The organism is Neobacillus niacini, from assembly GCF_023715415.1.
GTDB lineage: Bacteria > Bacillota > Bacilli > Bacillales > Cytobacillaceae > Neobacillus > Neobacillus niacini_C.
On the sequence record NZ_JAMBOB010000013.1, the window covers coordinates 15,295 to 31,547 of the forward strand.

Annotated in this window: 11 protein-coding genes; all 11 read left to right on the top strand. The window is 38.4% G+C overall.

Going from position 1 to position 16,253, the window contains the following annotated elements:
• Positions 1-11 precede the first annotated feature (11 nt).
• The 11 genes from M3189_RS23120 (at position 12) to M3189_RS23170 (ending at position 16,249) form a co-directional block, all read left to right on the top strand.
• Positions 12-884, top strand: a complete 873-nt coding sequence (locus M3189_RS23120) for a carbohydrate ABC transporter permease (RefSeq protein WP_251638469.1) — start codon at positions 12-14, stop codon at positions 882-884.
• Between the two features lie 70 nt (positions 885-954).
• A complete protein-coding gene (locus M3189_RS23125) occupies positions 955-2,583 on the top strand; it encodes an ABC transporter substrate-binding protein (RefSeq protein ID WP_251638471.1) in 1,629 nt (542 codons plus the stop codon).
• A 226-nt stretch (positions 2,584-2,809) separates the two neighbouring features.
• A complete protein-coding gene (locus M3189_RS23130; protein ID WP_251638473.1) occupies positions 2,810-3,508 on the top strand; it encodes a YesL family protein in 699 nt (232 codons plus the stop codon).
• 109 nt (positions 3,509-3,617) lie between these two features.
• Positions 3,618-4,673, top strand: coding sequence for a mannonate dehydratase (gene uxuA, locus M3189_RS23135; protein ID WP_251638505.1), 1,056 nt, complete (start codon positions 3,618-3,620; stop codon positions 4,671-4,673).
• 46 nt (positions 4,674-4,719) lie between these two features.
• Positions 4,720-6,819: an alpha-glucuronidase family glycosyl hydrolase gene (locus M3189_RS23140; RefSeq protein ID WP_251638507.1), complete on the top strand. Its 2,100-nt coding sequence runs from the start codon at positions 4,720-4,722 to the stop codon at positions 6,817-6,819.
• 51 nt (positions 6,820-6,870) lie between these two features.
• Positions 6,871-8,241, top strand: coding sequence for an MATE family efflux transporter (locus M3189_RS23145; protein WP_251638509.1), 1,371 nt, complete (start codon positions 6,871-6,873; stop codon positions 8,239-8,241).
• Between the two features lie 38 nt (positions 8,242-8,279).
• Positions 8,280-9,884 carry a glycoside hydrolase family 43 protein gene (locus M3189_RS23150; RefSeq protein ID WP_285889791.1) on the top strand — a complete coding sequence of 535 codons (1,605 nt, stop codon included), beginning with the start codon at positions 8,280-8,282 and terminating at the stop codon, positions 9,882-9,884.
• A gap of 19 nt (positions 9,885-9,903) precedes the next feature.
• Positions 9,904-10,971, top strand: coding sequence for an NAD(P)-dependent alcohol dehydrogenase (locus M3189_RS23155; protein ID WP_251638511.1), 1,068 nt, complete (start codon positions 9,904-9,906; stop codon positions 10,969-10,971).
• A 97-nt stretch (positions 10,972-11,068) separates the two neighbouring features.
• On the top strand, positions 11,069-11,734 hold the full coding sequence (locus tag M3189_RS23160) for an SGNH/GDSL hydrolase family protein (RefSeq protein ID WP_251638513.1): 666 nt from the start codon (positions 11,069-11,071) through the stop codon (positions 11,732-11,734).
• Positions 11,735-11,749: 15 nt separating this feature from the next.
• The gene (locus tag M3189_RS23165) at positions 11,750-15,166 is read left to right on the top strand and encodes a glycoside hydrolase family 2 TIM barrel-domain containing protein (protein ID WP_251638515.1); all 3,417 of its coding nucleotides are present in this window, start codon (positions 11,750-11,752) and stop codon (positions 15,164-15,166) included.
• A gap of 30 nt (positions 15,167-15,196) precedes the next feature.
• Complete coding sequence (locus M3189_RS23170) at positions 15,197-16,249, top strand: aldose epimerase family protein (RefSeq protein WP_251638517.1); 1,053 nt, start codon at positions 15,197-15,199, stop codon at positions 16,247-16,249.
• The last annotated feature ends 4 nt before the right edge of the window (positions 16,250-16,253 follow it).

Consider the following 16,253-nt stretch of genomic DNA (forward strand, 5'->3'; position numbering starts at 1 on the left):
GGGGGGCAGCAATGAAGGAATCCGTACAATATAAAATTTTTAAAGTGTTTAACGTGCTTATACTGTTACTTGTTGTCTATGTGACCTTATTTCCATTCTTAAACGTTGTCGCACAGTCCTTTAGTGGTGAAGCTCAAATTAATGCAGGTAAAGTAGGCCTTATACCACAGGGATTTAATGTTGGAACATATCAAACTGTTTTGAAAGACACACAATTCTGGGTCAGCTATAAAAATACTGTCCTTTATACCGTAGTTGCAACCACCATTTCAATGGTGATGACCACTATGTTTGCTTATGCACTATCAAAAAAACGTCTTGCTGGACGTCAGTTTTTTACAAAATTCGCCGTTTTCACTATGTTTTTCTCGGGGGGACTTATCCCAAACTATATCCTCATTCAACAGCTTGGCTGGGGAAACACCATTTGGGCAGTAGTTGTTCCTGGAGCAATCAGTGTATTTAACATGTTGATTATGAAATCCTTCTTTGAGAACATTCCGGAAGAATTGGAAGAAGCTGCTTCTATTGATGGTTCAAGTACGTATGGTACTCTCTTTAGAATTATCTTACCTCTTTCTAAGCCTATCTTAGCAACCATGATCTTGTTCTATGCGGTAGGTAACTGGAACTCTTGGTTTGGTGCATTCCTGTATTTTGATAAAAAAGAATTATTCCCTGTGACCCTCTATTTAAGAAACTTAATTAAAGGGGCAACCGCTGGATTATCGACAGGAGCAACAAGTGCAGACAACTTAACACAAATAGCCGCAAATATTAAATCAGTTACCATGGTATTAACTGTTTTACCAATCATTATGGTGTATCCGTTCATTCAAAAGTATTTTGTTAGCGGTATCATGTTAGGTTCAGTAAAACAATAAATTGGGTGACACTTATTGAATAAATAAGTTCATTATAAAAAGTTGCAAAGACAAAAGGGAGGACAATCAAATGACAAAAGGCAACAAAAAGCTTTTCTTGTTAATAGCGATCATTACAATGCTTGGTTCGCTGCTAGCAGCATGCAGTGGTTCGAAGGAAACATCAAAAGAGGTTCCTAAGAGCAAAGCTGCGGTGGATGAATATAAAGTTGGATCTACATTTAAAGCAAAAGAACCACTATCATTCTCGTTTCTTTACAGTGATCACCCAAACTACCCTTTGAAAAAAGATTGGCTATTATTTGAAGAAATTAAGAAAAGAACAAATGTTACTTTAGAACCAACTATTGTACCTATGAGTGACTATGAGCAAAAAAGAAGCTTGTTAATGAGCTCTGGTAATGCTCCACTTATCATTCCTAAGACTTATCCAGGTCAAGAATCAGCATTTGTTTCTTCAGGTGTCATTCTTCCTGTAAGTGATTACATTGATTATATGCCACACTTCAAAGACTTTGTTGAAAAAAATAAATTACAACCAGACTTAGACACTTTAAGACAAGAAGATGGCAAGTACTATGTACTTCCAGGTTTGCATGAAAATATTTGGCCGGATTACTCTTTTGCTATTCGTACGGATATTTTTGAAAAAAATAACATTGCCATTCCAACAACTTTAGTAGAATTTAAAGATGCACTAAAGAAACTAAAAGAAATCTACCCAGATATTACTCCTTACTCTGACCGTTGGCAGATGAAAGCTACAATGAATTTCTTAGCAGCAGGATTTGGAACCAAAGCAGGATGGGGTTATAACGGTGTAACGTTCGATGAGAAGAAGGATGAATTTGTTTATACTGGATCTACGGATGGGTACAAAGATTTGGTTACCTACTTTAGCGAATTAGTAGAAGAAGGTTTACTAGATAAAGAGAGTCTTACACAAGATGATCAACAAGCCATTACAAAGTTCGTTACTGGTAAATCATTTGTAATTGGAACAAATGCACAAGAAGTTATCAGCATGCGTAAAACAATGGACACAAACTTAGGTGCAGATAATTTCAAAATCCAAAAAATCACAGTTCCTGGTGGACCTAAGGGCCAATTAATGGCTGGTTCAAGATTAGAAAACGGTATGATGATTTCAGCTAAGGCGAAAGAAGATCCAAACTTTGAAGCAATGCTGCAATTTATTGATTGGTTATGGTACAGCCCAGAAGGTAAGGAATTTACAAAATGGGGTGTTGAAGGCGTAACTTATACGAAGGATGCAAATGGTAAGCGTACACTAACTGAAGATGTGAACTATGTTGGATTAAATCCATCTGCTACAAAAGCTCTTAACGTAGATTTCGGATTCTCCGGCGGCGTATTCTCTTACGGTGGACCAACAGAATTAGTTCATTCCATGTTTAGTGAAGAAGAACTAGCATTCCAAAAGTCTATGGCAGAAGTAAAAAAGCCAGTGAAGGCTGAACCTCCATATCCATTAAGTGCGATTGATCGTGAGCAAGCAACACTTTTAAGCACACCATTAAAAGACCTTACAGACCAAAATACATTACAATTTATCTCTGGTACACGCCCAATTTCTGAGTGGAATAAGCATGTGGAAGAGTTAAAAGCAAAAGGTATGGATAAGTATTTAGATTTAGTAAACAAATCTTACAAAGAATTCAAGAAGAAAAGCAAATAAAACAATAGAGTAAAAGAATGATGAGTAACTGCCTGTAATATTACGCAAGTAATTGCAGGCAGCCTCATTTATCGTATGAATTTAAAGATTCTATATTTTTGGTTGTGGAGAGAAAGGTGACTTCTCACGTTCACAGCCATTTTTTATTATTGCCCATTTTGTGCGACGACAAATCCCTAGAAAGCGAAGCCTATTTACTAAATAATGATGATGGGGAGAATATTTTATGAAAAAAAGACAATTTGGAGAAGGACTCTTATTTTCCTTAACAAGTCATATTTACTGGCTAATCATGACAAATATTTATTTCATATTGTGTAATGTACTATTTCTATTCTTTTTTATGACTTTAGAGCCTAGTTTTTCAAATATTACTATATACTTTTTAGCGCTTATTCCGACAGGACCTTCAATTTCAGCCTTGTTTTATTCAATTGGAAAATTAATTCGTGAAAAGGATCTTTCTCCATTAAGGGACTTTTTCCATGGATATAAAATAAATTTTATAGATACCATGAAATTTTGGCTGCCACTGCTAGTAGTGCTCTATATCCTTTTTGTGGATTTGCAATATTTCAATTCAAACGCTACTACGATCAACAATATATTATCAGTACTCTTTTCAATTGCCATGATATTAATGATCATTTTCGTTATGTATGTATTTCTGATAAATGCGGGTTTTACCTTCAGATTAAAAGATATCTGGAAATTATCCGTGTATTATAGCTTTATGAAGTTGAAAATTACTTTTGGCAATATTGGGATTATCATCATTCTTTTATTCTTGTCATCTTTAATTTCTGATTTCTTAATCGTTTTTACAGCAAGCCTCGTATGTTATTTATTCATGCTAAATAGTAAAGATGTTGTTGATGATATTAAGATAAAATTTATTGAATCACCACAAGAAACAGTGAGTTAAAAGCTAATTGAGGTAAAAAGGAAAGTATTTGATTATTAATGACCAATTTGTTGATTCAATAAACCAACTTTTTGGTGTGTTATTTAAATTTGAAATGGGTGTGTGTAGGATGCAAATAGGATTTAGGTGGTATGGAGAAGGAAATGACTCTGTTAGTCTAAAGCAGATCAAACAAATTCCAGGTGTCAAAACAATTGTCTGGGCCCTTCATGATATGCAGGCCGGGGAAGAATGGCCGATGGAAAAAATCCTTGAAGTTAAGCGGCAAGCTGACCTATATGGATTTAATATCGATGTGGTTGAAAGTGTAAATGTCCACGAAGACATTAAACTTGGTCTTCCTTCAAGAGATGTATATATAGAAAACTATAAAAAAACAATTAAGAAACTGGCGAAAGTTGGGGTAAAAGTTATCTGCTATAACTTTATGCCTGTGTTTGACTGGATTAGGACTGATTTATTTAAAGAACATGAAGATGGATCTACTGCCTTGTTTTATGAAGCATCAAAGGTAAATGACATTGATCCAATGGAATTAGTCAATAAAATCGGAAATAATCCTGACTATACAATACCAGGCTGGGAGCCAGAGCGCTTAGAAAATCTTATGAAGCTATTTGAAGAATATAAGGACGTAAATGAAGAGGATTTATTTAATCATTTGCAGTATTTCTTAGAAGCAATTATTCCAGTTTGTGAAGAGAATGACATCAAAATGGCGATACATCCTGACGATCCACCATGGCCAATTTTCGGATTGCCTCGCATTATTACCAATCAAGAGAACATTAGACGAGTGCTAAAGCTTGTTGACAATCCTTATAATGGGGTAACGCTTTGTAGTGGTTCTTTAGGTTCCAATCCTAGTAACGATATCGTTTCTATGGTTAGAGAATTTGCTGATCGAATTCCATTTGCCCATGTTCGTAATGTAAAGGTCTATGAAAATGGTGATTTTATTGAAACCTCTCATCGCGGGCAGGATGGAACCGTTGATATCGTTGGTATTATGAAGGCTTATCATGAAAGTGGATTTAATGGATATATTAGACCAGATCATGGAAGACATATTTGGGACGAAAAATGTCGCCCAGGCTATGGCTTATACGATCGGGCCCTTGGCATTATGTATCTTTTGGGTATTTGGGATTCATTGGAGAGTTAAATCTAAATACCTGCTTAACACTCAATTACACTAGGGGGACAGATTAATGGTAAGTTCGATTGAAAATATCTCAAAGAATATTACAGATATCTATAAGGAAGAACATAAAGAAAGTTATGCCGCTTGGCTGCAATACAAAAATATAGAGAATAATGAATTAGCAAATGAATATAAGCAATGGTGCAGCAGCCTTAATGTATTAGGAAATTCTTTAGTGATTGAATCTGCTAAGAAGGAACTATCACTTGGTATTTCTTCGATGTTAGGAATTCAGCCTGAATTAAATTCTGAACCAAAACAGTCAGGTCTTGTGTTAGCCGCTGGTAATTCTATTGATAATTTAGTAGATGCCGACTTTGGTCAACTAAATGAGGATGGATATATCATCAAAACTGTTACAACAGATGAAAGTAATAGAATTTTCCTTGTAGGGAAGACAGAATCAGGGGTCTTATATGCTGCCTTCCATTTATTACGCTTACTGCAGGAAGGGAAGAATTTACAAAAATTAGACATAGTTGAAAACCCTAAAAATCAACTACGAATGCTTAACCAATGGGATAACATGGATGGCGGTATTGAAAGAGGCTATGCTGGAAACTCCATTTTCTATAAAGATAATCAATTCTCTGATGAGCTTAATAGAATTGAAGATTATGCAAGATTACTTTCTTCGGTTGGAATTAATGGAATTTCGATCAATAACGTTAATGTTCACCAGGTTGAGACAAATTTAATTACAAGTGACTTGTTGCCTAAAGTGGCTGAGGTTGCAGGCATTTTTAGGGCATATGGTATTACCACCTTCCTTAGCGTAAACTATGCAAGCACTATTCAAATTGGGAATCTATCAACAGCAGACCCACTAGATCCTGAAGTTAAACAATGGTGGAAAGATAAGGCTGAAGAGATTTATAGCTATATTCCTGACTTCGGTGGATTCCTCGTTAAAGCCGATTCAGAACATCGCCCTGGACCATTTACATATGGCCGAAATCATGCGGAGGGGGCAAACATGCTTGCAGAAGCATTACAGCCATTTAACGGAATTGTTCTTTGGAGATGTTTCGTTTATAACTGCTTACAGGATTGGCGTGACCGTTCCACAGATAGAGCAAGGGCTGCGTACGATCATTTTAAACCATTAGATGGGCAGTTCCATTCCAATGTAATATTACAAATTAAGAATGGTCCAATGGACTTCCAAGTACGTGAAGGTGTTTCTCCGTTATTCGGAGCAATGGAAAACACCAATCAAATGTTGGAATTCCAAGTCACCCAAGAATATACAGGACAACAAAGACATCTTTGCTACCTTGTCCCACAATGGAAGGAAATCCTTGATTTTGATACGTATGCAAAAGGAAAAGGTTCAGAAGTCAAAAAGGTTGTAGATGGCTCACTGTTCCAATACAAGTATAGCGGCATTACAGCGGTATCAAATATTGGAAATGATTATAATTGGACCGGGCATACACTAGCACAAGCTAATCTTTACGGTTTTGGACGCTTGACATGGAACCCGGATCTTTCTGCTGAAACCATTACAGATGAGTGGATAGCACAAACCTTCGGACAAGATGAACTGATCAATGAACTGGTTAGCAAAATGTTGTTAGAGTCTTGGAGTATTTATGAAAAATACACGTCACCTCTTGGTGTTGGCTGGATGGTAAATCCACATCATCATTATGGGCCAAATGTGGATGGCTATGAATATGACGTTTGGGGAACATACCACTTTGCAGATTGGAAGGGAATTGGGGTCGACCGGACAGTAAAAACAGGTACGGGCTATTCTTCGCAGTATTTTAAAGAAAATGCTGATATGTATGAAAACCTAGAAACCTGTCCAGATGAATTGCTGTTATTTTTCCACCATGTTCCATACACACATACGTTGAAATCAGGTGTCACTGTCATTCAGCATATTTACAACACTCATTTTGAAGGGGTGGAAGAGGCTCAGGGATTGATTGAAGCTTGGTCACAACTTAAGGATAAGATTGACTCGGAGCGTTATGAAGATGTTCTAGCTAGATTACAAGAACAAGCCAACCATTCAATGAAATGGCGCGATATTATTAATACCTATTTTAATAGGAAATCAGGAATAAAGGATGAGCAAAACAGAAAGATCTATTAATCAAAAATAGGTTGGTCAGTAAGTCTGTGTTTGATCAATAGGTGGACCTTCATGGGAATATCCAATAATAAACTTTCTCTTAACTTAAATTTATTTACTATTACATGGCCAATCTTTATAGAATTATTTTTACAAATTATTATGGGCAGCACGGATACGGTCATGCTGTCCCATATTTCGGATGATGCTGTGGCAGCGGTTGGGGTTGCCAACCAGTTGATTTTCTTTACCATTCTAATATTTAACTTTGTGGCGACAGGTACTGCTGTTGTCCTTTCACAGTATTTAGGGGCTCGTTTAAAGGCTGAGGCCAAAAAGGTAACTGCTATTTCCATTACTCTTAATCTATTTCTAGGTTTATTGATTAGTATCATAATGGTTATATTTAAAGAACCATTTTTAAAGATTTTTAGCCTTCCAGAGCACATCGGAGTCTTAGGAGAACAGTACCTGGTGATTGTTGGAGGAACCCTCTTTATTCAGGCCCTGCTGCAAACTGTTTCTTCTATTTTAAGAGTTTATGGTTTTTCAAGAGATGCGATGTTTGTTTCAATCTTTATGAATGTCGTTCATCTAATTGGAAATAGTATCTTTATTTATGGATTATTAGGAGCTCCTGAGCTTGGTGTGCAGGGTGCTGCGATTTCAACTGCAATCAGTAGATTATTAGCAATGATTGTGATATTCAGGCTGATGTATGTACGTATCGGATTGAACCTTCAAATGAAAGATTACTTTAGCCTTGAAATTCCTTATATCAAAAGGATTTTTAAGATTGGTCTTCCAGCAGCTGGCGAACAGGTCTGCTACAATACAAGCCAGTTAGCCATAACGGCTATTATTGCGATTCTAGGTGCTTCTTCCCTAACAACTCGTGTCTATACGCAAAACCTCATGTCATATATTATGCTATTTGGTCTTGCAATGGGGCAGGGAACACAGATTTTAATTGGCCATATGGTTGGGGCAGGAAATTTCGATGGTGCGTATCGTCAGTTATTAAAGAGCTTAAAATACAGTTTTGCTATCACGATTGTCATGGCTGTCGTTATCGCGATCATTAGGGAACCCATGTTAGGAATTTTTACAGATGATAACGAAATCATCAGCATGGGCAGTACATTACTATTATTGTGTTTACTTCTTGAGCCTGGCAGGACTTTTAATTTAGTTGTAATCAGTTCATTACGGGCCACAGGTGATGCTACGATTTCAGTCATAGTCGGAGTCGTTTCTATGTGGGGGATTTGTGTCCCGCTTGCCTATTTTTTAGGTATTCATCAGGGGCTTGGTCTTCCTGGTATTTGGATTGCGTTTATTATCGATGAGTGGTTTAGAGGAATTACGATGTATTTTAGATGGAAGAGTCGTGTTTGGGAGAAGAAAGTTTTGGTTCATCATAAATCTTCTGCTTCTATTTAGCCGTATAAGACTAAGAAAAAGGATAAGGAGGAGTTACTTTGTCAATGATTGTTAATCCAATATTACCTGGGTTTAACCCTGATCCTTCTATAATCAGAGTTGGTGATGACTTTTATATTGCAACATCTACCTTTGAATGGTTTCCCGGGGTTCAAATCCACCATTCTAGAGATTTAAAGAATTGGAAGTTACTAGGTCATCCATTAACACGGGAGAGCCAGCTTGATATGATTGGGAACCCTGATTCAGGCGGGATTTGGGCTCCATGCTTAAGCTATCATGAAGGAATCTATTATTTGATTTTTACAGATGTTAAAAGTCATATCGGCCCGTTTAAGGATACTCATAATTACCTTGTAACAGCTCAGAACATAACGGGCCCTTGGTCAGACCCCATTTATTTAAACAGCAGCGGTTTTGATCCATCACTATTCCATGATGACGATGGTAGAAAATGGTTAGTTAATATGGTGTGGGATCATCGAAAAAATAAAAATTCGTTTGGTGGTATTTTGCTTCAGGAGTACTCTACAGAAGAAAAAAAATTAATAGGACCGATTCATAATATTTTCAGAGGTACCAACCTTGGTTTAACGGAAGCACCGCATATTTACAAAAATCATGACTTCTATTATTTAATGACTGCTGAAGGTGGAACAAGATATGAACATGCTGTAACTGTTGCGCGCTCAAAGACCATTTTTGGTCCTTATGAGGTAGACCCGATTGGTCCGATTCTTACTTCATCTGGAAAACCTGAACTAGAGCTTCAAAAGGCAGGACATGCAAGTATTGTACATACACAGAACAATGAACTTTATTTAGCTCATTTAACAGGACGCCCGTTAAAACCTTCAATGAATTGTAATCTCGGCAGAGAAACAGCTATTCAAAAAGCAACTTGGACGGAAGATGGCTGGCTAAGGCTTTCCGATGGTGATACAAGTCCGCATCTTTTGGTAGAGGGACCAGAATTACCAGAATATCCATTTGAGCCAGAACCTGAAACCGAGCACTTTGAGCATGAAAATATAAGTATTCATTTCAATACCCTTCGTGAACCGCTTAGTGAGGAGTGGGGGACGACTAAGGAGAGGCCTGGTTTTCTTAGATTAAAAGGCAGAGAGTCGCTTAGTTCTAACCATAGGCAAAGTTTAGTTGCACGCAGGCAGCAGGCTTTTTCAATCATTGCTGAAACGGTAGTGGAATTTGAGCCAGAAACCTATCAGCACTTAGCTGGTTTAATTTATTATTACAATACTAAAAATTTCTATTATCTCCGGATCAGTCACGATGAGGAGCAGGGCAAATCCTTAGGTATCATGTCTAGTGACCGTGGTTTATACAATGAGCCATTAGAAACCCCAGTGTCAATCGAAGGCTGGGAGCGAGTATATTTAAGAGCAGACATCCAATATGCAAACCTGCAATTCTATTTTTCAAAAGATGGAGAGACTTGGACTGCCATCGGCCCTGCATTAGATGCCAGCAAAATTTCTGATGATAATGTGGAACTAAAAGCAGACGGCATTTTACTTGACCAAGGTTTTACAGGTGCATTTGTTGGCGTATGTACGCAGGATCTTAGCGGTCAGGGAAAATACGCAGATTTCGATTACTTTACTTATCGTGAGCGTGAATAAATAGAAAGAAGGATGATTGATGACAACAGCACTAATGGACGCAGCAGTAATGAATAAGCCGTTGGATATTGAAATAAAAAAGGTAAGTATTCCGGAACCAAAAGCAGACGAGGCCCTTCTTAAAGTTTATTGTATCGGTGTATGTGGATCAGATGTTCATTATTATGAACATGGAAAGATTGGTCGTTACGTAGTGAAGGAGCCGATTATTTTAGGACATGAATTAGCTGGAGAGGTTGTAAAGGTCGGTTCAGATGTTACCAATGTATGTGTTGGTGACAGGGTAGCAGTAGAACCTGGTGTAACCTGTGGCCGATGTGAATATTGTAAGTCTGGGCGTTACAACTTATGCCCTGATGTCGTATTTATGGCAACACCGCCAGTTGATGGTGCATGGGCAGAATATGTAACAATCCGCAGTGATTTTCTTTTCAAGCTGCCAGACAGTATGAGCTTTGAGGAAGGTGCTTTACTGGAGCCACTATCAGTAGGCTTTCATGCGATGAATCGCGGTAAGGTTACACCTGCTGACCGAATTTTTGTAAGCGGACTTGGGCCAATCGGGCTTTTAGCTGTACAAGCAGCTAAAATGTTTGGGGTTTCTGAAATTTATGCTAGTGATGTTGTCCCTTACCGGAGACAGCTGGGTCTTGAAATGGGGGTAACGGAAGTCATTGATCCGTTAAGTGAGAATGCAAAGGACAGAATTGAAGAATTAACCGATGGAAAAGGTGTGACGGTTGTAATCGAATCTTCCGGTAATCAAAGGGCGATAGCCGACGCTGTCAAAGTGGTGAATCGTGGTGGAAGAATTGTGTTTGTCGGAATGCCGGCAGTGAATGAAATTCCCCTTGATGTGAACCAGATTATCGATGGGGAAATCGATATTTATGGAATTTTCCGTTACGCTAACACATACCCTGCAGCCATTCAAGCACTTAGCGGCTCTGGAGTTGATATTGAGAAAGTAATTACTCACAAGTATGCCTTAAGTGAAATTAAGGAAGCAGTTGAAATGGCGAGAACCCAAAAGGATACAAGTATCAAAATCATGATTTATCCAGATAAAGAAAATATCAAAAAATAATAATAAACTTGAGAGTTGGGAGAAAGAGCCAGCTCTCTTTTTAGAAGGTTTTTTCAGAAAGATTAGTAGAATCCGTGTAATTAGGAGGAATAGTAAATTGAAAATCGAAAAAGGTCAAAAACTATTAATTATCGGTGATTCCATAACCGATTGCGACCGTGCCAAGCCAGAGGGCGAGGGATTGTTCGGTGCTCTTGGGAATGGCTATGTTTCGTATGTAAATGCGCTCTTGTTAGCAGTTTATCCTGAACTGGGAATTCGCGTGGTGAATAAGGGAATCAGTGGGAATACGGTTCGTGATTTAAAGAACAGATGGCAGGATGATGTAATGGAACAGGAACCCGACTGGTTAGCCATTATGATTGGTATTAATGATGTTTGGCGTCAATATGATGTCCCTTTTATTAAAGAAAAGCATGTTTATATAGAAGAATATGAGGAAACGCTGCGAAAACTCGTGATTGAGACGAAGCCAAAAGTTAAGGGGCTTGTACTAATGACCCCATTTTATTTAGAAACCAATGAACAGGATCAAATGCGGAAGACCATGGATAAATACGGACAAGTGGTCAAAAAAATAGCAGAAGAGTATGGTTGTTTATTCGTGGATTCACAAGCTGCATTTAATGAAGTGTTAAAGAACTTATATCCGGCAGCATTGGCTTGGGATCGTGTCCATCCATCACCTGCTGGCCATATCGTATTGGCCAAAGCTTTCTTAAAGGAAATCGGTTTTAAGTGGGACCGGTCGAAACTAGATTAAAAGGAGTACACCAACATGAACCAGAAAACCCTTTTTAATGATGGCTGGGAATTTGCCAAAAGCAGCCTGGAGATTACAGATAGCGCAACGTTGAAATTTGAACCAGTCGACTTGCCACATGATTGGCTTATCTATAATACATTGGATCTTTATGAAAACAGTATCGGCTGGTATCGTAAAACATTTACATATACGAAAGAGGAAGCGCAGGTTCTTTTATGTTTTGATGGTGTTTATATGGATTCTTCCCTATATGTGAATCAGCAGTTTATTGGTGAATGGAAATACGGTTATTCCTCATTTGAACACGAGGTCACAGAGAAGCTCATCGAGGGGGAAAATGAAATCCTAGTCAAGGTCGTACACCAGAGCCCAAATAGCCGATGGTACTCGGGTGCGGGCATCTATCGCAATGTATGGCTAAAGACCAGGGCTAATACCTATATTGAAAGTGATGGGATTTACATAACCACGAGACTGAAAGAGGATGGCTGGGAGGTAGAAGTTGATACAGACTTAAACATCAATGAGGATGTACAGCTCTTCCATACGATTTTCTATAAGAATCAACTAATTGCGTCTACTTCGGAAATCGTCTTAGCAGGCATTTATTCTAATAAACAGAACCGGCAAAGGCTAATGGTCAAAGATCCGGATGTTTGGAGCCCGGATGAACCGAATCTTTATCAGCTCACAACTCATCTACAGCCGGTTGGAAAGGTCCAGAATATTGAATCGATATCCCAGAATATTGGATTTCGAACCATTAACCTTGATCACCAGCAAGGTTTTCTCTTAAATGGGAAAAGGATGAAATTAAATGGTGTTTGTGAACATCATGATTTGGGAGCCCTAGGAGCCGCATTCAATAAAACAGCTCTAAAAAGAAGGTTTAACATATTGAAGGAGATGGGTGTTAACGCCATCCGGACAGCTCACAATATGCCTGCAAAAGAATTGATGGACTTAGCGGATGAGATGGGCATGCTAGTAGTTTCAGAAGCATTTGATATGTGGGAACGTTCAAAAACTCCTTATGATTACGCAAGATTTTTTAAGGAATGGGCTCCATTAGATGTCAAAAGCTGGGTAATAAGGGACCGGAATCATCCTAGCCTGATGATGTGGAGCATAGGAAATGAAATTTATGATACCCATGCCGATCAAAGAGGGCAAGAAATAACAAAAATGCTTTTGGAAGAAGTACGAAAATATGACCCGAAGGAAAATGCAATTGTGACCATTGGATCTAATTTTATGCCGTGGGAGAATGCTCAAAAATGTGCGGACATCGTCAAGGTAGCAGGCTATAACTATGCAGAAAAGTATTATCAAAAACATCATGAAGAGCATCCGGATTGGATTATCTATGGCAGTGAAACTGCGTCTGTCGTCCAAAGCAGAGGAATCTATCACTTCCCTTTTGAGAAATCCATACTGGCAGACGATGATGAGCAATGTTCTGCACTTGGAAATAGTTCTACAAGCTGGGGAGCAAAGTCAACCGAAGCTTGTATAATAGCAGATCGAGACACACCTTTCTCGCTCGGTCAATTTATTTGGACAGGATTTGACTATATCGGTGAACCAACGCCATATCATACGAAGAACTCCTACCTAGGGCAAATTGATACGGCAACTTTTAAAAAGGATTCCTATTACATTTACCAAGCAGAATGGACAGATTACAAGACAAGCCCGATGGTGCACATTTTTCCATATTGGGATTTTAATAATGGTCAAACCATCGATGTAAGGGTATGCTCGAATGCACCTAAAATTGAACTGCAATTCAATGGTGTTACAGTTGGTACCCATGATATTGACCATGAACATGGGACAGACCTGGTTGGATGGTGGAAGCTCCCTTATCAAGAGGGAGAATTAAGGGCATTTGCCTTTGATGAAACAGGAAAAGTAATTGCAACGGATGTAAAAAGATCCTTTGGAAATGCAAAGGAGATATGCCTGCAAGCCGATAAAAATGAACTTAGTGCAGATGGAACGGATTTAATCTTTGTCGAAATCAGTATGGAAGATGAAAATGGCAATCCAGTAGAGAATGCTACTAACCGGGTAAATGTCGAGGTTACTGGGGCAGGTCGTTTGCTTGGGCTGGATAATGGGGATAGTACAGATTATGACCAGTATAAAGGGAAAAGCAGACGATTATTCAGCGGGAAGTTAATGGCCATCATCGGTGCAAGCTTGGAGCCGGGAAAGGTTCAGATGGAAGTATCCTCTAATGGTTTTAAAACCCAATTAGTAGAATTTGAGTCTCTTCCTACTGGTGAAGCCGTAAAGGGAATCTCTGCGCATATGTACAATCGTGACGCACCTGTCGTGATGGGAAGTGCTGAGGAAATACCGGTTCGCAAGATTGAAATTATCAGCGATGCTGGACAATTGTTTGATGAAACAAAGAAGGAAATGGTGGTTCGGGCAAAATTACACCCAGCGGATACAATTTATCAGGATGTTGAGTGGAGCGTTGTGAATGAAGCAGGAATCGTATCAAATATTGCTAGGGTAGAGGCTTTTGGTCATGAAGCAAAAATTACCTCTTTAGGTGATGGTGACTTTAGAGTGCGTTGTACGAGCAAGAATGGTACGGACAAGACAAAGCTTATATCCCAATTGGAATTCATCGCAGAGGGTCTAGGAACAGCCTATAAAGATCCATATGGTTTTATCTCAGCAGGGCTATATGATTATAGCAAAGGGGAAGTAGGAAACGGAAACGAAAGAGGAGTAGCGACAAGTCGGGATGGTGAGACCCAGGTAGGTTTTCATGACATTGACTTTGGCCACTATGGCTCTGACACCATCACACTTCCGATTTTTGCTTTATCAAGTGAAGAATATTCCCTACAAATATGGGAGGGAATGCCTGATGAGGATGGAAGTGAATTAGTAGCCGACGTCATCTATCAAAAAGAATCAAAGTGGAATGTATATCAAACAGAAACCTATCGTTTGTCAAAGAGACTCTGCGGCATTACTTCGATTTGTTTTGTTCTTCAAAAGAAGGTGCATCTAAAAGGATTTTCCTTCGAAAAACAGAATCGTGCCTTTAACCAAAATAATGCAGCTGAATGTGATCACATCTATGGTGATACATATGTTCTGAGAGACCATTACGTGGAAGGTATAGGCAATAATGTCTCTCTAGAATTTGATGAGTTGGATTTTACAAGTAAAGGTGCTACGAAAATTGTCCTATTTGGTAGATCGCCGATTGATAAAAATACAATTCATATCCGACTAGCCAATCAGGATGGCGAAAGCAATCAAGTAGTTGAATTCACTCAATCAGATGAATACGAAGAACGAGTATTTGAATTAGAAAGAATAACCGAAGTACAAAAAGTAACCTTCATATTCCTGCCAGGTTCTAACTTTGACTTTGGCTGGTTCCGCTTTGAACGGTAAAAGAAGGTAAAAGTAGAAAGGAAGATAAAGATGAAGGTCAGTTATGAAAATTTTGGTCAAATGGAGAATAAAACCATTCATTCCTATACATTAGTCAATGATCATGGGGTCGAGATTACTGCGATGAACTATGGATGTATTATTACTAAAATTATTACTCCCGATAAAGTAGGGAATTATGAAAATATCGTTCTTGGATATGACTCCTTTGCTGAATATGAAAAAAATCCTTCCTTTTTTGGAGCGGTTTGCGGCCGTGTGGCAGGGAGGATAAAAGGAGGGGTATTTGAGCTTGATGGCCAGGAGTATTCTTTAGTTAAAAATGACAATGGCAACCATCTCCATGGCGGGAGTAAAGGATTCGATAAAGTAGTTTGGGATGCAGAAATCATTGAAAACGACCATGAAGTTGGAGTACAGTTTTCTTACGTAAGTCCCGATGGGGAAGAAGGGTATCCAGGTAATTTAACGATTAAAGTTGCCTATATGCTTAATAATGAGAATGAGCTTTCTATACATTATTCGAGTCATACAGATCAGAAAACATTGCTAAATGTAACCAATCATTCGTATTTTAATTTAAGCGGCGACCTAAAAAGAGACATTTTAAGTCATTCCTTAAAAATAAAAAGCGATAGATTCCTTGAGTTAGGTGAGGATCTTCTACCAACAGGAATTTTTAAAGATGTAGAAAATACTCCTTTTGATTTTAGGGAGGAAAGGATTATAGAAACTGGGGTAGTATCTGGCCATCCACAAAACCTTCTGGCAGGGAATGGATATGACCATCCATTTCTATTAAATAAAAATCATGACAATGAAATCGTGCTAAAAGACCCTGAAAGTGGTCGAACCTTAACCATCGAAACAGATGAGGTTGGAGTAGTATTATATTCAGGAAACTCTTTAAGTACAGATGGTGTAATTCGAGGAACTCAATCTAGAAAACATCTTGGAATATGCTTGGAAACACAAGGACTGCCTGATGCAATACATCACCCAAATTTTCCTTCTACAATATTGGAAAAGGGTCAACAATATAATTCGATAACCAAATATAGGTTTGGAGTTACTGAACTGTAGAAGA